14 protein-coding genes and 2 rRNA genes are annotated in these 22325 nt (G+C 41.3%); 7 read left to right on the top strand and 9 right to left on the bottom strand.

Translation table 11 applies throughout. The features are described from left to right. Window positions 1–93 precede the first annotated feature (93 nt). Window positions 94–2934 carry a DUF2339 domain-containing protein gene (locus K245_RS23230; protein WP_051283903.1) on the bottom strand — a complete coding sequence of 947 codons (2841 nt, stop codon included), beginning with the start codon at window positions 2932–2934 and terminating at the stop codon, window positions 94–96. 566 nt (window positions 2935–3500) lie between these two features. Between K245_RS23230 and K245_RS0105570 the strand changes: the two genes are divergently transcribed. Together K245_RS0105570 and K245_RS23225 are read left to right on the top strand one after the other, a co-directional pair. Further along, complete coding sequence (locus K245_RS0105570; protein WP_051283902.1) at window positions 3501–4778, top strand: ABC transporter substrate-binding protein; 1278 nt, start codon at window positions 3501–3503, stop codon at window positions 4776–4778. Window positions 4779–4815: 37 nt separating this feature from the next. Continuing rightward, window positions 4816–8229 (top strand): response regulator, encoded by a 3414-nt coding sequence (locus K245_RS23225; RefSeq protein WP_084156138.1) that lies wholly within the window; start codon window positions 4816–4818, stop codon window positions 8227–8229. Between the two features lie 20 nt (window positions 8230–8249). Here the strand turns inward: K245_RS23225 and K245_RS0105560 are convergent, their stop codons facing one another. The 5 genes from K245_RS0105560 to K245_RS27620 form a co-directional block, all read right to left on the bottom strand. Then, window positions 8250–8600: a response regulator gene (locus K245_RS0105560; RefSeq protein WP_027358506.1), complete on the bottom strand. Its 351-nt coding sequence runs from the start codon at window positions 8598–8600 to the stop codon at window positions 8250–8252. A 171-nt stretch (window positions 8601–8771) separates the two neighbouring features. Beyond that, the gene (locus K245_RS0105555; RefSeq protein WP_027358505.1) at window positions 8772–9425 is read right to left on the bottom strand and encodes a histidinol phosphate phosphatase domain-containing protein; all 654 of its coding nucleotides are present in this window, start codon (window positions 9423–9425) and stop codon (window positions 8772–8774) included. Window positions 9426–9437: 12 nt separating this feature from the next. Next, complete coding sequence (miaB, locus tag K245_RS0105550) at window positions 9438–10829, bottom strand: tRNA (N6-isopentenyl adenosine(37)-C2)-methylthiotransferase MiaB (protein ID WP_027358504.1); 1392 nt, start codon at window positions 10827–10829, stop codon at window positions 9438–9440. A gap of 198 nt (window positions 10830–11027) precedes the next feature. Further along, on the bottom strand, window positions 11028–11246 hold the full coding sequence (locus K245_RS23220; RefSeq protein WP_035276561.1) for a DUF4911 domain-containing protein: 219 nt from the start codon (window positions 11244–11246) through the stop codon (window positions 11028–11030). Window positions 11247–11255: 9 nt separating this feature from the next. Further along, window positions 11256–11429 carry a hypothetical protein gene (locus K245_RS27620; RefSeq protein WP_156906706.1) on the bottom strand — a complete coding sequence of 58 codons (174 nt, stop codon included), beginning with the start codon at window positions 11427–11429 and terminating at the stop codon, window positions 11256–11258. Window positions 11430–11477: 48 nt separating this feature from the next. On the opposite strand from K245_RS27620, the gene recJ reads away from it, so the two are divergent. The 5 genes from recJ (at window position 11478) to K245_RS0105505 (ending at window position 19467) form a co-directional block, all read left to right on the top strand. After that, window positions 11478–13253 carry a single-stranded-DNA-specific exonuclease RecJ gene (recJ, locus tag K245_RS23215; protein WP_051283900.1) on the top strand — a complete coding sequence of 592 codons (1776 nt, stop codon included), beginning with the start codon at window positions 11478–11480 and terminating at the stop codon, window positions 13251–13253. A 115-nt stretch (window positions 13254–13368) separates the two neighbouring features. Beyond that, complete coding sequence (locus tag K245_RS0105525; RefSeq protein ID WP_027358503.1) at window positions 13369–13791, top strand: hypothetical protein; 423 nt, start codon at window positions 13369–13371, stop codon at window positions 13789–13791. 1030 nt (window positions 13792–14821) lie between these two features. Then, complete coding sequence (locus tag K245_RS0105515) at window positions 14822–16057, top strand: ABC transporter substrate-binding protein (protein WP_198013835.1); 1236 nt, start codon at window positions 14822–14824, stop codon at window positions 16055–16057. A gap of 273 nt (window positions 16058–16330) precedes the next feature. Next, window positions 16331–17224: an SDR family NAD(P)-dependent oxidoreductase gene (locus K245_RS23210; RefSeq protein ID WP_035276560.1), complete on the top strand. Its 894-nt coding sequence runs from the start codon at window positions 16331–16333 to the stop codon at window positions 17222–17224. A 62-nt stretch (window positions 17225–17286) separates the two neighbouring features. Then, window positions 17287–19467 (top strand): alpha/beta fold hydrolase, encoded by a 2181-nt coding sequence (locus K245_RS0105505; RefSeq protein WP_027358500.1) that lies wholly within the window; start codon window positions 17287–17289, stop codon window positions 19465–19467. A 52-nt stretch (window positions 19468–19519) separates the two neighbouring features. Here K245_RS0105505 and fusA read toward each other — a convergent pair whose 3' ends face one another. The 3 genes from fusA to K245_RS0105490 form a co-directional block, all read right to left on the bottom strand. Further along, window positions 19520–21610, bottom strand: a complete 2091-nt coding sequence (fusA, locus tag K245_RS0105500) for an elongation factor G (RefSeq protein WP_027358499.1) — start codon at window positions 21608–21610, stop codon at window positions 19520–19522. Window positions 21611–22053: 443 nt separating this feature from the next. Then, a 5S ribosomal RNA gene (gene rrf / locus K245_RS0105495) occupies window positions 22054–22170 on the bottom strand. A gap of 56 nt (window positions 22171–22226) precedes the next feature. Beyond that, window positions 22227–22325, bottom strand: a 23S ribosomal RNA gene (locus K245_RS0105490); the annotation flags it as partial.

Here is a 22325-nt window from a genome sequence, read left to right as displayed (position 1 = left end):
CTCATAACTGAAAGAAAGACAGAGCCAAATAAAAAAATAGAGCTTTTTACTGGGCGGAAAACTTTTTACAAAAAGCTCCCCGCTTTTTAACCTTTAAGTAACAGAACCTTCCCCGGAATCCTTTTCTGAATCAACAGATGGAGGAAGCGGCGAAAGAAAGCCTATCACAAGCATGAGAACACCTACCGCAATGAAAGATATGATTCTCTCCCCTGTTCCTCTGCCACCGAGATCGACAAAAAATAATTTGATAACAACAGCGCAAAGCAGCCAGGCGCCGACAAACCATAATTTCCGAATTCCTTTTCTTGAAGCAAGAGACATTATGCATAGCGCTGAAAAGGTCCATAATATGGAAATGGAAGCCTGAAAAACAAAAGATGCTGTCAGATTATGAAAGCTGTAATAAACATCAGCCCAGACATGAACACACCTTGCGACAATCACGTTCAGCAGAATAAAAGCTGCCGCAGCGCTAAAAAAAACGAGGCCGCCCGGCCTGAAAACAGGGAATGAAGGCATAGGCATTCTTTCCACAGTTATTGCCCTTGACCAGACAAGGAGCACGATAACCACAAATAGCTGCAGGATATCAGCAGGATTTAAAACCGGAAAATATGAAAGAGGAGAAGCATTTCCGTCATTATGGCATGCCCATAGAAAAAACATTCCAAGCATTGAAGCAATCAGGCAGCAACCAGTTGAAAAATAAGCTTTTCTGAACTGCTCTTTTGGCCATTCATCGTGTTCTCCATATTTTATCAAAAAAAGAATCGTGATACCTGGCACTCCAAGCCATCCTGCAAGTTTCCAGACATCCGAACCTTTTATTAGATAATCGGCAAGCCAGGCGACTTCCCAAGAAGCCACGACAACAAGAATCACAAAGCCTGAAGTGTGCCAGAAATAAGCGAACCTTTGCTTCCAGTCAGTATCCAAAACATGAAGAACATAAAAATGGGAAATAACAGCTGAAACCCATGCAATCAGCCCATATTCAGAAAATGGATGAGTAACTCCCGCTACCAGGTCAGCAAGCAGGACAAAGAACATCCAGGGCATCAGAATTACAGGAGGCAAGGAAAGAAATACCCAATCAAGGGGCCTTCTTAAAATTGTGAAAGCGCCGGAAGACAGGGCCATGAAAATCAGTCTGGCGGAAGTTTTGTTCTGATAAATATGTCTGTCTATTTCAGACAGCCCGCCTCCGAACCACCAGAGAGTTCCCCACATACCAGCGATTCCATGAAACCATCTTTCCCATTTATAAAGCCTGTCAGAATAATAATTATAGAAAAACCCTGAAAAAAGTCCGGCCATAGCCATTATGATGCTGTTGAAACATCTGGTATTAAGGATAAACCACTCATCCCCCTGGTTATAGCCATAATAATGATGAAACCCGGTGAAAAGAGTAAATCCTGCACATATCTGGAGAAAAAGACCAAAGGATCTGGCAATGCATCTTTTCTGCCTGAGTCCTATCCAGACCATGGAAGCGCCTTCAAGCCCCCATGATGCGGCGATCCACTGCCTGTCAAACGCAAAGGGAATTGCAAGGGTAGCAAATACGACTCCGATGGCAAGAAATGCTTCTGTAAGCATTCTGATCTGCTCGATTTTTCTGCTCCACAGCCATATTGCAAGGAATACATAAAATGCAGCAAGACAAAGAGAGCTTATGGCTATTCCATATTCAAACTGCCTGACAAGGCCGCTTTGAAGGCCGAATGCAACAAGTGGAAGCCCGAAAACAAGAGCGCCGTCAACATAGCCTTTAAGATCAGGAGGCTGACGAAATGCAAAAAGGACTGAGATTGAAGCATACATGATAAAAAACAGGAGAAGGAAAGGCTCGGTCGTGGCAAAATTTTCAGGTATGTAATAATTTATACCCCAGATTGCGCTGATAACAAAGGTGAAGGCAAAACCTGTGAGATTAAGCTCCCGCCAGGACTTGAACCAGGCAATTCCAAGCACGCCCGCATTCAAAAGCAGATAATATAAAAACAGCATGACATGGCTGCCGCCACCACTTGAAACAAGAACTGGCGCAAGAAAACCTCCGGCAGAAGCAAGAACAGCAAGAGCCTTTGCATCCTGAATAACTGCGATGAATCCTGAAAGAATCACGAAAGAAATCATAAGACTCATGGCAAGAAATGGAGGGATCAGAGCATAAAGCTTAACAGCCGAAAAGACCGTCAAATAAAGAATGCCGATACCTCCGCCCTGGAGGGAAAGTCCGAAGGCCCGCTTTTCCACCCTCATTTTCCATCCGAAAACAAGAAGACCAATACCAGCAGCAGCGACTCCGCAGAGCCTCACCTCTATAGGCAGAATACTGTGATCAGCGGCGTATTTCAGTAGGAACGCGACTCCAAAGAAGAGGATTATTATTCCGACCTTGACCACGACATTGCCGGTTGTGAAAAAAGCCCTGATATAACCGATTAGTTTGGCAATTTTACCCTCGCCCGGAGGAGTTTTTTCTGGGTCTGGTTTAATAGCCAAAACTGTTTCGTCTTTGGCTGCAGCAAACAAAGCATCCTGGATTCTGGTCTCGTTAGCTTCTGGAATGGCCGCAGAAGCTACTGTTCCGAGATTATCTGCAATATCTGATTCAGCATGAGCATCAGGCTCTGTTTCAGTTATTACTTCTTTATCTTTAAATGAATCATAAGTATGCGGTGCTGTTTGGACAGGTTCAGGGTATGGCTGTTCCGGCTTGGCTGACATTTCAAAGGATTTTACTGAAGAAGCTTGCTGGCGGGTGTCCCTTTCCTGCTCAAGCTTCCTGACCCTATCCCTGAGATCAATAACTGAGCCAAGAAGGAATCCAAGAACACCACCGCTGACTGCGCCATGAAAACCGAAAAGCCAGGCGCCCACGCATAGTCCTATAATACCTAAAATGAGGGCAAGCTCGTTCACTTTTACCTCCTTTGATTTTTTATTGCCTTGATGCAGGTTGGAATCTGAAGATTCTGATCCAGTTGGTACTGATGCAGGTCAAAAAAACCACTAATTTTTCCGGGTTTTCAATGACAATAGCATATACAGCGTTTTTTAAGTTACAATTTTATTCGAATCTTCACCTGCAAGATTTCCATTCGAATTCAAACCTATGGAAATAAATAGAGCCGTGTGTTATCTTTGATAAAGTCGCAAAAAGTTCGATTACCGTCATTACGGCGCAGGCCAAAATACAGAAATACCTGAAAATACAAATATACAGGATCAAGTCAGACATGACGCCGGCGTTCTTTTCTGACTTTTTGCAAGACCATCGTCTTTAGCGTCATTAATAATTCAGCACTTTTGAAAGTTTTTTTCCCAAAAGTCATACGTCAGACGAGCTGATTAACCTCAAAGAAGTCCGGGTAAGCATATAGAACCATGCCCTAATAAAGAAATCGCCCGCTTTGTTTCACACGTATCATTCCTTGGTTTTTTTAGTTTCTTTGAGAGTATTTTCCCAAATTAGAAAGGAAGAGCATATGCATGCAGAATTCAAAAAATTCCGAAATCTTTTCGTTTTTATTTTCATTGTTTCAACCATATTAATTTGCGGAAAGGCCTTTGCCGAGGAATCAAAAAAGCTGGTATTTCTTCACTACTGGACAGGAGACATGAGCGGCGGAATCAATGAAATGGTGAATACATTCAACAAAAAAAATCCTGGGTATGAGGTAAAGGCAGCTGGTTTTGAGCATGAAACTTTCAAACCAAGCATAAAAGTCATGCTCGAAGTTGGTAATCCGCCTGATTTCTTTTCTTTCTGGGCAGGGGCAAAAACCCAGGATCTTGTTAACAGCGGTTATCTTTTGCCTATTGACGATGTCTGGAAAAAAGCTGACCTTGCTTCAAGATTCAGTCCTGCCATTACAGGTGCCTGCACCTATAATGGGAAAATATACGCAATTCCTGTGACACAGCATTTTGTAGCCTTTTTCTATAACAAGGCAATATTTCAAAGGCTCAATCTTCTTCCTCCTAAAACATGGCAGGATTTCCTGGCCTTATGCGATGTTCTCAAGGAGAAAAAAATTACTCCGATTTCTCTTGGTTCCAGAGAAAAATGGCCGGCCCAGTTCTGGTTTGATTATCTTCTGCTCAGAACAGCAGGGCCTGAATTCAGGCAACAGCTAATGGATGGAAAAGTTTCATATAACGATCCAATGGTTGCCGAGGTTTTTTCAGTATGGGACAAAATGATTTCAAAGCAGTATTTCAATACAACACCTAATGTATTCGACTGGTCTGAGGCTTCAAAAATGGTTTACAATGGCGAGGCCGCAATGACGCTCATGGGAACCTGGATAACAGGACTTTTTGAAAACAAACTCAACTGGAAACAGGAAAAGGATTTCGATTATTTCTGTTTTCCAATCATAAAACCAGAGATACCGATAGTTTCCCTCGGCCCGGTTGACTGCATACTTCTTCCGAAATCAAAAAACGCGGAAGCTGCAAAAACAGCGCTGGAATTCTTTTCAGACACGGAGCCCCAAAAGGAAATGAGCAGAGGAAGCGGCGCTCTTGCTCCTAATGCCAATATACCTGATTCGTTTTATCCGGCAATGCAGGCAAGAATACGTCAGACAATCAATCAGTCGAAATTATGGGCATTCAATTATGATCTTGCTACGCAACCAGAGGTCGCAGAAATCGGCCTTGACTGTTTTGTCAAATTCCTGAACACCCCTGAAAAATATAACGAACTTCTTCGCGAAACTGATAATAAAGCCAAAAATTTTTTCCATAAAGGCAGATAAATTGACCATGAACCTCTTCTGGCAAATACCGGAGTAAATGATGTTCGTCTTGAAAAGTCTCATATCCAGAATAGGTGTCATAATTATTATAACAGAAGTAATAATCCTGTCTGCAATGGGAGTTTATTACATAGAAAAGTTTTCAAGGGAAGTTGACAAAGCTCTTGAATCCCAGATCTTACTCCCGGGCAAGCTCATGAACAGGCAGCTGTTGAAATATGAATCAATCGCCAACAAGGATACAATGGTGGATATTTTAGGGGAACGCTTCAGCAGCGGTTTTGTATTCAGCAGAAATCTCAAAATCTATTATGCCCTGGACAAAAATATGATCGGTAATAGTGCGAATGAGATAATAAAGTCCGAAGCCCCTGAATTCTCAGAAAACCAGATTACTCCCCTCTTACTTAGGACTAAGGACTCTGAAAAAAGCTTCATAATCTGCATAACTCCGCTATTTGCCTATGAAGGAGCGTCTCCGTTCTTTTTTTCATTTGTGAAGGCTGAGACAAGTAAAAGCGAAGCAGACAAAAAAGGAATCCTGATTCTTTTTATCTGGGGATCAGGACTCTGCATTCTCTTTACCTCCGTGTTTCTTATTTTTTTTACAAGAAAGCTTGTAATCTCGCCTATTCGAAAGCTTGACGCCAGCGTGCATCTAATAACAAGCGGACAACTGGATCAGCCACTGGAAATTAAACGCAATGATGAAATAGGTAAACTTGCGCTCAGTTTCGAGAAGATGAGGGATTCCATCAATGAATATATAAAACAGCTCGGTGAATCCGAAAAAAAATACAGGGAGATTTTTGAAAATGCCGTTGAAGGAATGTTTCAAATTTCATCCGAAAACAGATTTATGGCAGCGAACAGAGCCATGGCCTCCATTTTTGCTTTTGAATCAACGGACGAACTTCTTGAATCCATAAAAGACATAAGACTCCAGGTTTTTTTAAATCATGAAGACTGTGACAGGCTATTATATAATTTAAACAAAGAAGGGCATATAATGGCCGTTGAAAGTGTTTTTGTCAAAAAAAACGGAGAGGCTTTCTGGGGCTCGGTCACTGCAAGGAAGGCCTATGATGAAAAAAACGGCAAAGCATTTTATGAAGGATCGATATTAGATATAACAGAAAGTCATCTCAGGGCTCAAGCTGAGTCTGAACGCCAGAAGGCTGAATCAATAGCAGAAACAAAGAGCAATTTCCTGGCCCACATGAGCCATGAAATAAGAACCCCTCTGAATGCGATCATGGGCATGTGTCATCTTGCAATGAAGACAAGCCTCACACCAAAGCAGACTGATTACCTGGACAAAATCAATTCATCCTCAAAATCGCTTCTTGGAATTTTGAATGACATACTCGATTTTTCCAAAATAGAGGCAGGGAAACTTGAGATGGAGTCGATTGATTTCTCTCTTGAAGAAGTTTTTTCTTATGTTGCGACGATCGCAAGTCTTGCAGCCGAAGAAAAGGGGATAGAACTGATAATAAATATCGAAAAAAATACCCCTAAAATCCTGAGGGGTGACCCACTGAGATTAGGCCAAATACTTGTTAACCTGACGACAAATGCAATTAAATTTACGGAAAGCGGAGAAATCATTATTGCCGTCCGCATATTAAAAGATGGTAAAAGCCAATTAGGCATGGAGTTTTCAGTAACAGACACGGGAATCGGACTGACAGAAGATCAGATTTCCAGACTCTTCGTATCATTCACCCAGGCAGATTCGTCGATCACCCGCAAGTATGGCGGAACAGGTCTTGGCCTTGCAATTTGCAAAAACCTCACGGAACTCATGGGCGGAGACATAAGGGTTGAGAGTGAGCCAGGCAAGGGAAGCTGCTTCTCATTTACAGCCTTTTTTGAAAAAGTAAAATCCCCTGAAAGTCAAAAAAGGTATATTCCGATTGACCTTCGGGGCATGAAGGTCCTGCTGATTGATGACAATGCTTCTGCCTTGGAAATCATGGGTGAAATGCTATCAGCCTTCTCCTTTGAAGTTACGACTGCTTCGTCAGGACTACATGGAATTCAAATGATCGAAGCAGCAAACAATTTCAGTCTCGTTATAGTCGACTGGAAAATGCCTGAAATGGATGGAATTGAGACAATTCAGAAAATAAGGCAAATGCCAGGTAAAGAATCTGTGCCAAAGATCATCCTGATGACAGCCTATGGCAGAGAAAAAATCATGAAAAAAGCAGAAAACGAAGGTGTCGAAGCTTTTCTGTTCAAACCGATCAAGCCATCTGTTCTGTTTGATGCAATAGTGGAAATATTTTCAGCGGGCATTGATACACTCTCTGCCAAAGAAGCCAATGACATTGTTCATGATAAAAACCAGAATATGGATATTGACCTTTCGCAAGTAAGAGGGGCAAAAATACTCATAGCTGAAGACAATGAACTGAATCAGCAGATTGCCGTTGAAATACTTGAACAGGCAGGATTTATTGTGGATGTGGTCAATAATGGCAAAGAGGCTCTGGATCTTATCAAGAAAAACAATGATTATGATTCTCTGCTCATGGACATCCAGATGCCTGTAATGGATGGATATGAGGCTGCCCGCCAGATCAGGATGTGGGAAAACGAAAATATGATTGATAACCGGGCCATGATGCATCTTCCTATAATAGCAGCCACTGCCCACGCTTTAAAAGACGACCTGCAAAAATGTATTGAATCAGGGATGGATGACTATGTTTCAAAACCAATCGATCCAATTCAGCTTTTTCATGCCCTAAATAAATGGATAAGCACAAAAAAAATAGAGCAGGAGATTCAACCAAAAGCTTCGGAAAAACCAGATCATGATGATAGTTTTCCTGATGATTATATTTCAGGCATAGACATGGATGCAGGCCTTAGGCACATGGCTGGAAACAAGAGACTTTATGTTGATATCCTGAAAGGATTTGCCATGAAATACTCTTCAGAACCTTCCAGAGTAAGGGAATTTATCAAGTCAAAAGATAATCGCATGGCATCAATTGCCTGCCACACATTTAAAGGCATAAGCGCTAATATAGGAGCTACCCGGATTTCACTGATAGCTTCTAAACTAGAAAATGACATCAAAACAGGTGATATGCAGTCATCTTTCAGGACACTTGATAATCTTGAACAAGAGACAGCGCTGGTATCAGAGGGCATAAAGGCATGGCTAAGATCAATTAAGGATACAAATGAATATCAGACAGATGACAGAAATAATTTTCAGAGAGCTGACTCTCTGATCATCAACGATCTGTTCTCGAAGCTTCACGAACATCTAAGCCATAATAATATTGCGGCTATAAACTGTTTTATGGAATTGAAAAATCTTTTTTGCGGATCATATCAAGGAGATATGGACTCAATTGAACAGTACATCAATAATCTTGAGTTCGAAAAGGCCCTGGAAATATTGAACATGATGAGGCAGGAACGGGAATGACGAAAAGAACAGAAAAAAGTCTATTTTCTTGAGAAAAAACTTCTCACCCTGGACAATAGACAATCTATGGAAAAAGGCTTTGCAAGTACTGCATCAAATATTTTTTCATCGAGCATCCATGGAGTACCTGATATACCGATAACAGGGACCGAGCCACCGGTTTTTTCGCGTACAAAAGCAGCCACAGCACAACCGTCTGCATTGGGCATAATTACATCTGTTATAACAAGATCAAACTTGCCCTTGTCAAAAATTTTAATACCCTCAAGACCATCATTAGCAGTTACAACACTGAAACCGGAGTGTTCAAGAATCCCCTGGATAAAGTTCAGGAGAACAGCCTCATCATCTATAGCAAGAATTGAATGCATGGCGTGGAAATAATTTAAGGTTGTTATGTTGTCAAAATGCGATGCGCATATTGGGCTATCGACATAAAACACAATAAAAAAAAGGAATTATAGCTAATGGCTTATAAGCTATAATTCCCATTGTCAATAAATAACTATCACAAACAATTATTATCAAAAATTAAGCGGCAATTAACAAAAACCAACCTCTTTGAAAAATTTCGAGGCATTTTCCTGCATTTTTTTGAAGTCATCAATGCCAAGACCGGCACCAATGGCCACTGTAATGGCAAAGGCTTCGTTAATTAGGTCACGAGGAGCATGGGAATCTGTGTTAAGAACCATCATGGCCCCTGCTTTTTTGGCCATTATAGCCACATGACCATTAGAAAGCGAATGCCCGCCCCTTGCGGTTATTTCAAGACAAACTCCCTTTTCAGCAGCAAGGGAAGCTTCCTCAGCAGTAATTAGTCCTGGATGCGCAAGAATATCCACACCTGCCATGATAGCGGCAAGATTAGTCCCTTTGGCCACAGGTTCCACAACCGTTTCTCCATGAACAATCACAACCTTAGCGCCAAGGCTCCTGGCAAGTTTTACGGCTTCATCGATATGCGGGGGCGGTACGTGGGTTATCTCAATTCCAGGCAGAACTCTTATCCCTGGCAGGCTGTTCATATATTCGGAAACCTTCACAAGCCTGGGAATAATATGATCCATATTGGAAAAATCGCCGTGATCCGTGATGGCCATGCCTTTAAGACCAATCGCCTCTGCCCTTCTTGCAAGCTCCGAAGGAATGAGTTCACCATCGCTGAAAACTGTATGCATATGAAGATCTATCATGGAATGCTCTCCTTATAAGTCGAGATTCTTAAGTTTTGCCACGCCTCTTAGGGAATGGCCAAGACCATCTGCAACCACCACCGGTATTATTTTTCCTGTCAGATCAATACTTACGTCAGAGCCGGATCCATCCTGCTCAACAGTAAAATTAAGCACTTTATTTCCGTCTGTCCTGCCTGTCCATTGAACCGGCTCAGAATCCGCAACATCCGAATCTGAATTAGAACGTCTGCTCATTCCTTCAACAAGAACAACTTCAGTTCTGCCTTCCATTGCCACATTCTTCTTTTTAGAAATTTCGTCCTGAACATCAAGCAGCTCGTTCAGTCTTCTTTTTCTCTCTTTTTCAGGCATCTTGCCCTCAAACATAGCAGCAGGCGCAAATGGCCTGTCAGAATATGCGAATGCAAAAATATTATCAAACTCCACCTTTCTTACAAGATCAAGCGTTGCCTCAAAATCCTCAAGCTCTTCACCTGGAAAACCAACAATCATATCCGATGTTATGGCGATATCAGGACATGCGTTTCTGAGTTTTTCTATCTTTTCAAAATAATCTGCGCTTGTATATTTTCTGTTCATGCTCTTTAGAATTCTGTCAGATCCACACTGAACAGGAAGATGAATATGCTTGCAAAGTTTATCAAGATCCTTATACGCCTTTACAAGTTCATCCGACATATCCTTGGGATGGGAAGTCGCAAAACGTATTCTTTCAAGACCTTCAATGTCATGGATCATTCTGAGAAGTTCAGGGAATGAAGGAAGACCTTCCTTTTTACCATAACTGTTTACATTCTGGCCAAGAAGGGTAATTTCCTTTCTGCCGCCTTTTACAGCTGACCTGATCTCTGAAATTATGGCATCAGGCTTTCTGCTGGATTCTCTGCCCCTGACATGAGGCACAACACAATATGAGCAGAAGTTATCACAGCCCCTCATTATGGTTATAAAACCGGAAACGCTATGGGATCTGTATTCAGGCAGAACATTATACTCTTCAATATCCTCGTTGAAGCTTGTGTCAACGATCCTTCCGCCGCTGATCTCTATGCTTCTGACAATATCATGAAGCCTTGCAACAGCATGCGTGCCTATCACAAAGTCGACATACGGAAGCCTGTCCAGTATATTTTTGCCTTCCTGCTGGGCAACGCATCCAGCCACACCAGAGATAAGGCTTTTTTTCTTCTTTTTTAAAGCCTGAAGGCGGCCTATGAAACTGAAGGCTTTTTCCTCTGCTTTTTCCCTTACTGAGCAAGTGTTGGTTATCACAAGATCAGCCTGCTCAAGGAATTCCGTCCGTGAATAACCAAGTGGAGCCAGAAGCTTCTCAAACTGCTCAGAATCATAGACATTCATCTGGCATCCGATTGTATATATATAAACCAGCTTGTTACTCATTTAACAAAAAAAACTCCTGATAATGTTGACAAAGTTACAAAAACTCCGATTCCCGTCATTCCGGCGTGGCCTGCCCCTGTGAAAACTGGAATCCATAAATATCTGAAAACACTGGATGCAGATTCAAGCCCGCATGACGCCAACGCCTTTTTTGGGCTTTTTGCTAAACCATATAGTATGACTGTTCCTGATTCTAAGTTATTCCATATCCACTGATTCAAGACGCATACTCGACGACAAATCGCCAATCAGCCCTGAAACAGCCTCTTCACATCCCGGAGGAACATGAAGGACAACAATACCGTTACGCTGATCAACAGTGCTAAGAACAGCAATCCCCTCATATGCCTCGACTATAAATCTTAAAAAAGCGATTTCCCGCCTGTCCACCCTGTAATAGTATGGAATGGTTCTCATCGTGATCCCCTAAAAATCATTTAATAAAGCTACAGACATTATAATTATCCCCTTATTTTTCCAAGGAATTTTTTTAAGGCTGGTCAAAAGTTCAGAAATGAGCCTTGCCCATATTTTATGAATCTGTTCTAAAGAGCGTCCAACATTAATGATTGATAAAGCTTTTTTATTCAGGCCGTTCAATAAAACTCCTGTTTATTTACCAATATCCCTCTTTTTAAAGAGACGTTTTTGAATAAAAACACCATATATATTGCCCGCAAGATCAAAAAGTTATATATGGTGATTATGAATTACTCATGGGTGATAAAAAAACCTGATCCGAATCACATTCAGCACCTTTGCAGAGTTTTGCAATGTGCTCCTGCCACTGCGGCAGTCCTCCTCAACAGAAATCTGGCTGGCCTACGAGATATCAACACATTCCTGAATCCAAGCCTTACGAATCTAAGACCGCCTGAGAGTATCAAAGATATGGATATCGCGGTATCAAGACTCGAAAACGCCATAAAAAACAATGAAAAAGTCCTTATTTTCGGGGATTACGACGCGGATGGCATTACCTCCACAGCTCTTCTTTACAGCTTTCTGTCTGCAACAGGTATAACTCCGGATTATTATATTCCGCATAGAATTTCAGAAGGCTACAGCCTGAAACCCGAGCACATAAAAATGCTTGCTGGCAGCAACAAACCAGATTTGATCGTTACTGTGGACTGCGGTTCATCAAGTGCTGACGCAATAAGCCTTGCAAAAGCAAACGGTATTGATGTGATTATAACAGATCATCATTTAGTTTCTGAAGTCCCGACTGACGCTGTTGCAGTTATAAATCCCAAGAGGCCTGACTGTTCTTCAGGTCTTGAACACCTCGCTGGAGTGGGAGTTGCATTCTATCTTGCCATTGCCCTTAGATCAAGATTGAGAAAAACAGGTTTCTGGGAGCATCTTAAGGAACCCAATCTCAAGGCATATCTCGATATGGTGGCCATCGGAACCATAGCAGATCTTGCCCCACTTACTGATGAAAACAGAATATTCACAAAAACAGGCATAGAAGTAATAAACAGCGGGAAAAATATAGGTATAAAAGCACTTGCAACAGCATCTGGAAGTCTGCAGACAGTAACAGCCGGAGACATAGCATTCAGGCTTGCGCCAAGACTCAATGCCGCAGGCCGCATGGAACATGCCAGCATAGGATTCGATCTTCTCCTTGCAGACTGCCCAAACAGGGCTGCATCCATAGCCAAGGAGCTCAGCAGGCTCAACTCAACAAGGCAGGAAGTTGAAAACAGTATATTTGAAGATATCTGTCACCTGATAGAAAGAGATTCGGATGATTTTAATAGACCAAGCATAGTCATGGGATCTGAAACATGGCATTTGGGCGTACTTGGAATCGTGGCATCAAAACTCGTTCAGAAGTACAACAAGCCAGCCGTACTCATTGCATGGAAAGGAGAAACCGGCAAAGCCTCGGCCAGAACAGCCCAGGACATAGATCTTTACAATGCAATAAAAAACTGTTCTGAAGTTCTGGAAAGTTATGGAGGCCATGCCCAGGCAGCTGGTTTGTCACTAAATAAAAACAATATGAAACAATTCATTTCAATGTTTGATGACGCAGTTATTGAACAGCTCGGAAAGACGGGTGGAAAACCCAAAGAGCTGAATATAGATTACGAGCTTAATTTTGAAGATATAAATGACAGGCTTCTTGACGAGCTGGCAAGGCTGGAGCCATTTGGAGCAAACAACCCGTCTCCCATTTTCATGGCTAAGAATATAAAAATGTTCAACCATATTACAACATCAAAGAATCACACAAGAATGCAGGCGGCACAGAACGGAAGATCGTCCAAATCCATCAGCGCAACCCTGTTTGCCCAAAACCGCCCATCGGACAGTCCGCCCGCATACTGCCGCCAGATTGCGTTCAGAATAGGCTGGAACCAATATGGAGGGACTAAAAAGCCACAAATGACAATAGAAGCTTTCGATTGATTTTATCCTTGCATTAAAACCGGCTTCTATCTATACATTACATTAATTTTTAAACTGTAAACCCCGTTCGAATCATGAACCATACAGGACCTTACAGGGTCAGATAAGAGGAGACATGGCAAAGGTATTCAGGCCCAAAACAAGGGAAGCGCGCATACTGTCCCAGATCGAATCATCCAGAGAAAGAGAGAGACATCATTCCATTACGAAAGTAAAGGAATGCATGGGCCCCCTCAGCAACAGCATAGCTATGAAGCTTATCGAGAATAATCTTGTTGAAACAGTAAGCAAGACAAGCCTTGAAGATCAGATATCGAAATGCCTTGAATCGCTGATGACCGCAGATGATTTTGATGTGGATTACAAGGTTGCTCCTTTCAGGAATGTTTCCAGCAATCCAAATATAGTTTCAATGTATCTGACTGCATTTGTAATAGAGACACTAATCAATCACAAAGATGTGATAGATATTTTTGGATCTGATGACGAGATATATTCATGCATAAACAATCAGGTACAGAAGCATATTTCTCACTGATACCAAAGCATCATGCAAATTCTGTGTGCTGCAGTCATATCAGTTGCAGCGCACATGGGATTTTTGCATCTGATTTCTCATCGCCTGATTAATCATGAAGGAATCAAGTCACTTGAAATATCATTTTTTTTGCGGAACTCCATACAGGTCTCAAGTGACAAGGATCAAACGACATTAACCGGAATGGACTGACCGGACGAGGTTGAATTATTATTTGCTAATCGAAGAAACTGATATCAGTTATTAATTAATGATTTTGTCGTCCATAGCTAAAAACTCAGTTGTCTTGAAAATCGGCAGATCCGTAATCCCAAACATGGCCAGACCATTTTTTGAAGCAAAATAATCCAAAACTTATTATAGCATTCCGCGCAATATGTTAAAGGGCAGCATTTTCTGTCTTTATTTCGGTTTTTTTGCCGATTTTATCGTAATTATAGATTCTTTCCCCACCCAGCCTAATGACGACTTTATATAATTATCTAAACCATAGTGCCAACCAGCCTCAGAATAACACAATTCCAAAAGCAATGGCGTTAACTGCATAAATAAAAACGTAAGTCAGAAATATCACGCGGACATATAGTAATGGCAATGATCAGCAACTCAAATTTGACAAGGTCGCAAAAACTCTGATTCACGTCATTCCGGCGGTACCTGTCCTGTGAAAACCGGAAACCGAAATCCAGAAGCAACTGAAAATACGAAAAATACCGGATCAAGCCCGGCATGACGCAGAAGCCCTTTTTTTACTTTCTGCGTGACTATCATATTTATGAAGGGAATAGGCTTTATGGTTATTCCTCGATCAAAACAGGACAAAACATCAAACTTGAATACCGACATTTATGAAACAACATTCGCATAAAAATCCATATCTCTTTAACGCAACCTGGGTTTCTATTCTTTTAATATCACTGAGTAGCCAGCTTGACATTGTTCATATTTGAGGGTAATGAATTAAGTAATTAATCTCATAATCTAATTCAAACTGGATTTCACCAGGCAGATATCATCAATGGAGGCAATAGTGTTTTATAATTACTTTCCCAAAGCCAGCCAGACAATAAAAAATCTGCAAAAAACAGCCCTTTTCACCATGATCTTTTTTATATGCATAAGCACCTGTTCCTTTGCTGCGGACCCTGGCATATCTAAAAATGAAATACTGATAGGACAATCATGCGCACTTTCAGGCCCGGCTGCTGGACTTGGAAAAAGCTATCTTGCCGGTGCTGATGCATATTTCAAAAGCATTAATGATAGTGGCGGGATAAAAGGACGAAAAATAAAACTCATTTCAGCGGACGACGGTTATGAGCCTGAAAAATGCAAACAAAACACAACCAAAATGATAGAGACAGATAAGGTATTCATGCTTTTCGGATATGTGGGAACTCCAACAGCCAAAGCCGTTCTTCCAGTCGTAGAGCAGTCAAAAATCCCTTTCTTTGCTCCGATGACAGGCGCAGAAGCCCTGCGCAAACCTTTCAGCAAATACGTTTTCAATATACGGGCAAGTTATTTGAAAGAGACTAAGGAGCTCGTTGATAGACTGATAAATGAAAAAAAGCTGCGCAAGATAGCAGTTTTTTATCAGGATGACGACTTTGGCAAATCTGGATTTGACGGTGTAAAAGCGGCCATGGAACAATATGGCGAAAAAATTATCGCAACAGGGACTTACACCAGAAATACAATAGCAGTTGAAAAAGCTGTAAAGGACATATCCTCAAAAGCTCCTGATGCAATAATAATGATCGGCACATACGAGCCTTGCGCTGAATTTATCAAGGAAATGAGAGTTCTTAAAAGCAAAGCCCTTTTTCTGAACATCTCATTTGTGGGCAGCGAAATCCTTGCCGATAAACTCAGGGAAAAAGGAGAAGGCATTGGCACCATAATAAGCCAGATAGTTCCGTTTCCTAATTACATGAAAATGCCAATTGTCAAGGATTTCAACGACATATTTGAAAAATACAATAAAGGCAAAGATGTCGATTCCATAGGATTTGAAGGATTTATTGCAGCAAAAACCCTTTGCAAAATCTTGTCTGAAATGCCAGAAAGCATGACAAGGGAAGATTTTATCAAAACAGCCGAATCTCAGCAGATAGATCTCGGTGGTTTCAATATCAGTTTCGATCACACAAATCATCAGGGCAGCAACCTGGTTTTTCTCACCCAGATTGGCCCTGGAGGCTATCTTACTCGCCTTGAGAATCTATATTTAATGTATGAATACAGCATGGAAAATCCATACTGATAATTTCTTTACGCCCGGATCTACTAAAATTTCAGGAAATCCGGGCCGCAACATTCCCCATACTTAAAAATAACACCGCCTTGTGCCCATCACTCCACATGTCAGATCCAGCCTACTCTGATTCATAAAACTGTCAAATTTTTCTCAAGTGTTTCTTAAAATCATGGTATTATTACTCAGATTCTCTAATATCTTTAAATTAGCGGCATAATAATCATGATTCTATTATTGAAAAGCGTAGAAAACTACACCTAATTATTTCAAGGAGATACAATGATTAGCTTCGAAGGCAAAACAGCGGTCGTCACTGGCTCAGGAAGGGGCCTCGGCAGAATATACGCGATTGAACTATCAAAAAGAGGCGCTAAAGTTGTCATCAACGATTATAGCCCTGATACCAGCAAGCCTTCACCGGCAGACGAAGTGGTAAAAGAAATTGTCGCATCAGGGGGTATTGCAGTCGCGAACTATGACAATATTGCAACCGAGAAGGGTGGTGCTGCCCTAATACAAAAAGCCATGGATGAGTTCGGAGCACTGGATATTCTAATAAACAATGCAGGCATTATTTCCGATAAAAGTTTTTCAAAGATGGACATAGATAGCTGGCAAAGAGTACTGGACGTTCACCTAAACGGCGCATACCATGTAACAAAGCCTGGATTCGCTATTATGAAAGAAAGAGGCTATGGACGAATAGTTTTCACCAGCTCTGCAGCAGCATTATTCGGTAATTTTGGACAGACAAATTACTGCTCTGCAAAGATGGGGCTGATAGGCTTCATGAATTCGCTGAGACTGGAATCCGAAAAATACAATATTCATGTAAATACGGTTGCTCCACTTGCAAAATCACAGATGACGGAAAATCTTCTCCCCCCCGAAATTCTGGATAAAATGCTCCCTGAATATGTTGCTCCGATTGTATTATTCCTTTGTTCTGATGAAATGAAAGAATCAGGAGGAATTTATAATGCCGGATTCGGGTATTTTAACAAAGTTATGATAACCTCGGGAAAGGGCTGTTTGATCGACAGCAATAAAGGCAATATTTCCCCTGAAGATATATCTGCAAACTGGGATGAAATATCAAGCATGGAAAACAGCAAAGGATACAAGGATATAGGAGGCTTCATCCTTGACCTGTTAGGAATGATTGATAAATAGTTTATGCTTGGTTGAAAGCTTAACCCAATATTATAATTACTAAATAGCTGTCAGGTTTAAAAATGAACAGATTTGCTTTTCTAACTTCAACATATGCTTTAAAAAAAATGTATGATTTTTCAAAGGCAAAGATCATTATTTCTGACAGCGATAAAATTCCTTCAGGTCCCAATATTTTTGTAATCAACCATTTTACAAGAATAGAGACCCTCTTTCTTCCATTTCATCTGAATAAAATAACTTCAAAGCCCGTTTGGGCTCTTGCCGACAGCTCCCTTTTTACTGGGCCGCTTGAAGGTTTTCTCAGGCAGGCCGGCGCGGTATCGACCAAGAGTCCTGACAGAGATTTGCTCATCATCAAAAGCTTACTAATAGATGAAGCAGACTGGATAATATTTCCGGAAGGAAAGATGGTTAAGGACAAAAAGGTCTTTCATGAGGGCGAATATGTGGTCTCATCAGAGCATGGTCCCGGACTTGGAAAGCCGCACACAGGTGCGGCAAACCTTGCACTGAGAACCGAGTTTTACAGACAGAGAATCAAAAAGCTATCGTCTTTAAATAATAATGAGGCCCTCAGCATTATCAAAAAATTCAACATAGATTCATTTGATAGGATATCAGACAAAAGCGTCAATATTATCCCTGTCAATATCACCTACTATCCGATCAGAGCAAAGGAAAATGCCTTTAATCTGATTTCTGAAAAATTGATGGATGGAATCACAGAAAGAGTCAGGGAAGAAATAATGACTGAAGGTACAATGCTTCTTTCAGGTGTGGATATCGACATCAGATTCGGGGATCCGATTAATATTGCTATATTCATGAACCATCCTCATATCCAGAAAGACATTAATTCAAATACCTCTTTTGAATTTGACGATATCATACCGTCCCTAGAAGTCCTGAAAAAAGCCGCTGAAGATATAATGACAAGATACATGTCAGATATTTATAATATGACCACCCTCAACCACGATCATCTTTTTTCATCGTTACTTAAAATGATACCTGCAGAGTCAATTGAAGCTGTGGATCTGAAAAATCGTGTTTATTTAGCCGCAACACTTGATATAGATAAGGAGAACCTGCATATACATAGCAGTCTCCAGGAAAACCAGATACATCTTCTGACCGATGACCGTTATGGCAAATTCAGTGATTTCATAAAATTAGCCCAGGAAAAAGGAATTATAAAAATTGATAACGGTATAATTAAAAAGGATAATTCCGCATTCTTGAGCAAGCCTGCTTTTCATCAAATCAGATTCGAAAATCCGGTGTCTGTCATGGCCAACGAAGTTGAACCTATCGATTCAATCAGGCCACATCTATATAGACTTGCACTTGATACAAAGTTTAATATCAAAAGAAGGATTGCGTTCCATCTTCTATCAAAAGGGATTGAGTCCTTTGATCTTGATTATGAGAAATTTTATATTTCAGGCGAATCAAAAAACAAGGACGTAGGCAGACCGTTTCTCTTGGAAGGAGATAAGCGAGATACAGGCATTCTCATTATACATGGGTACATGGCAGCTCCTCTGGAGGTACGGGCTCTTTCCGAGTACCTGAATAAAGAAGGATACTGGGTTTACGCTCCGCGCCTCAAAGGACATGGAACGTCTCCTTTGGATCTTTCGACCAGAAAGTATCTTGATTGGATTGAGAGCGTTGAGGAAGGATATGCAATTCTGAAGAATTTCTGTTCAAATGTAATTGTCGGTGGATTCTCTACGGGAGCAGGATTGGCACTTTATCTTGCTGCCAAAATACCCGATGTAACCGGTGTATTTGCAATATCACCTCCTCTAAGACTCCAGGATTTTATGGCAAAATTTATGCCTGCCCTGGGTGCATGGAACAGGATAATGGGAAGTGCCGGTTTTGAAGGACGGAAAAAAAACTATTTTCAGAACAACCCGGAAAACCCTCACATAAACTATCTTAGAAACCCGGCACTTGGGATTCTGGAGCTGGAAAAACTCATGGATGAGGTCAAGGACATCCTGCCGGATGTACTGATACCTACGTTTATAATTCAAGGACACAGGGATCCGGTTGTGAATTCCAAGGGGTCGCTGAATGCATATGAACTTATTGGTTCAGAAGACAAGGAATTTTCAATGTATAATTTCAACAGACACGGAATAATCAATGGAGAGGGGTCTGAAATAGTTTTTGAAGCTCTTGCCAGATTCATAAAAAGAACTGAAAAAAAAGCCACGGTCAGCAAATAATATTTATTTGCGGGCCGCGGCTTTAAAAACTGCTAAGCTATATATTCAGAAATCAGGAAGCCTTCTTCTTTCTTGCTGCCTCAACTTCTTTCATGATTACTTCAGCAACACTCTGAGGAGCTTGCTTGTATGAGCTGAACTCCATGGTAAACTGAGCCTTGCCCTGGGTAGACGATCTCAATACGGTTGAATATCCGAACATTTCAGATAAGGGCATGAGAGCTTCTACGCTTGTCATTGGACCTTCTTCTACAGCACCGACAATCATACCGCGTCTCTGATTGAGTGTTCCCATAACAGAACCCTGGAATTCAGTTGGAGTCTCGACAACCACCTTCATGATTGGCTCAAGTATGGCAGGGGCTGCCTTGGCATATCCTTCCTGGAAAGCTCCGCGTCCTGCAGCCTGGAATGCGTTGTCAGATGAGTCAACTGCGTGAAAAGCACCATCATTAATGGTAACTCTGACTCCGGTTACAGGAAAGTCTGTAAGAGGGCCCTTTGCGAGGCAGGATCTGAAGCCCTTTTCGCAAGCGGGAATGTACTGGGTAGGAATTGCTCCGCCAGTAATTTTATTTACAAACTCAAAATCAGCCTCTTCACATGGCTCTATGAATCCTGCAATTTTTCCGTACTGACCAGCACCACCGGTCTGTTTTTTATGGGTATAGTCGAACTGGGCCATTCTGGTTATGGTTTCTCTGTATGAAACCTTTGGCTTGCCAGTTTCAACCTCGACCTTGTATTCTCTCTTCATTCTCTCGACATAGATTTCAAGATGAAGCTCGCCCATTCCCTGAATGATAGTCTCTGTGGTTTCATCATCAACATATGCATGGAAAGTAGGGTCTTCTTTTGTGAATCTATTGAGCGCCTTTGACATGTTAATCTGGGACTTATTGTCTTTTGGCTTGAGAGCAAGAGAAATAACAGGATCAGGAACAAACATGGAGGTCATTGTCAGATTAACTTCAGGAGAAGCAAAAGTATCGCCTGACGCACAATCGATACCAAATATTGCGCCGATATAACCAGCCGGTATGATCTCAATATCTTCCATCTGATTAGAGTGCATTCTAACAAGACGACCGATTTTAACCTTTTTGCCAGTTCTTGAATTTATTAGAGTGTCTCCACGTCTTACGATTCCCTGATAAACTCGAATATATGTCAACTGTCCATAAGCTCCGTCTTCAAGCTTGAATGCAAGAGCTACGGTAGGTGCCGAGTTATCCGAAGTAAGAGCTACGGGAGTTTCATTGTTATCTCTGTCGAGTGCTTCATTTGGGACATCATCCGGGTTAGGGAGATAGAGGATTACTGAATCGAGTAAAGGTTGTACAGCTTTATTCTTATATGCAGAGCCAACCAGAACAGGAGTCATCCCTCTTTGCAGAGTTCCTTTCCTGACTGCGGTTCTGATCATCTCAGAAGTAATTTCAGCTTCATCAAGTATGGCTTCTGTCAATTCGTCAGAAAAGAGTGAAGCGCTGTCAATCATCTCGTCCCTCTTTGATTTTGCAAGGTCAAGAAGATTTTCAGGTATGGCCTCTACTCTTACAATCTCACCATTCGGACCGTCAAAATAATAAGCCTTCATCTCTATGAGATCAACAACACCTTCAAATGTGTTTTCAAGTCCTATGGGTATCTGTAAAGCAACGGCATTGTGCCCGAGCTTTTCTCTAAGCTGATCAATAACTCTGTCCGGATTTGCGCCGCTTCTGTCACATTTATTTATGAAAGCAATGCAAGGGACTCCATATCTCTTCATCTGATTGTCAACAGTTATGGACTGAGACTGAACGCCGCCAACAGAACAAAGAACCAGGATGGCGCCATCAAGAACTCTGAGCGAACGCTCAACTTCAATTGTAAAGTCAACATGGCCAGGTGTATCTATAATGTTGATTTCCCTGTCATCCCACTCACAGAATGTGGCAGCAGAGGCTATTGTAATACCTCTTTCTCTTTCGAGATCCATGGAATCCATGGTTGCGCCGACACCATCCTTACCTTTTACGTCATGGATTGCATGAATCCTGTTTGTAAAAAAAAGAATTCGCTCTGTTAAGGTAGTTTTTCCTGAGTCGATGTGTGCGCTTATTCCGATGTTTCGGACATTCTTGATATCATTCTTCATCTGTCTTATCCCTTTATTAATTTATTCCCAGATTCAGCAGACACCTTCCCACCAAGAGGATCCCTATCCCATACCTCTAAGCAAAAACTCACAAGAAGTTGTATTCAGCTTGCTTGAACAGGACGCCTATCACATTGACGGATTAAGCAGGGTATTTAGCATTGGTCAGCGGTTACTACAAAATCGATATAACTATACCTCAAAAAAACAAATAAATATACAATAGAAAAACTAACACAAAAAACCGTAATGATCACAACTTTATTTTTATTGTTGTGTCAAACGGTTTTCAATTATCTTCATAAAATTTAGTATTTATTAGGAAATAAATAATTCCTAATAAATTAAAATTGAAAATTTTTAATAACAAAGAAATAATATCTTTAAAAAAGTACAAAAAAATACCCCTGCTAATCGGTAAAATCAGCAGGGGTAAAAGAAGTAATCGGCGGCGACCTACTCTCCCACGCAGCTACCCACGCAGTACCATCGGCGCTAAAGGACTTAACTTCTGTGTTCGGGATGGGAACAGGTGTACCCCCTTTGCCATCGCCACCGAAAAATTTAGCTCGCATATAGCTGCAATAAAACACTCAACATACAAAAAGCGGAAGTTGTGGCTAAGCCTCACGACCTATTAGTACTGGTAAGCTCAACATGTTACCATGCTTACACATCCAGCCTATCAACCTCGTAATCTTCAAGGGGTCTTCAG

Source organism: Desulforegula conservatrix Mb1Pa (assembly GCF_000426225.1).
In the GTDB taxonomy this organism is placed as follows: domain Bacteria; phylum Desulfobacterota; class Desulfobacteria; order Desulfobacterales; family Desulforegulaceae; genus Desulforegula; species Desulforegula conservatrix.
This window is presented reverse-complemented; position numbering and strand designations above follow the sequence as displayed.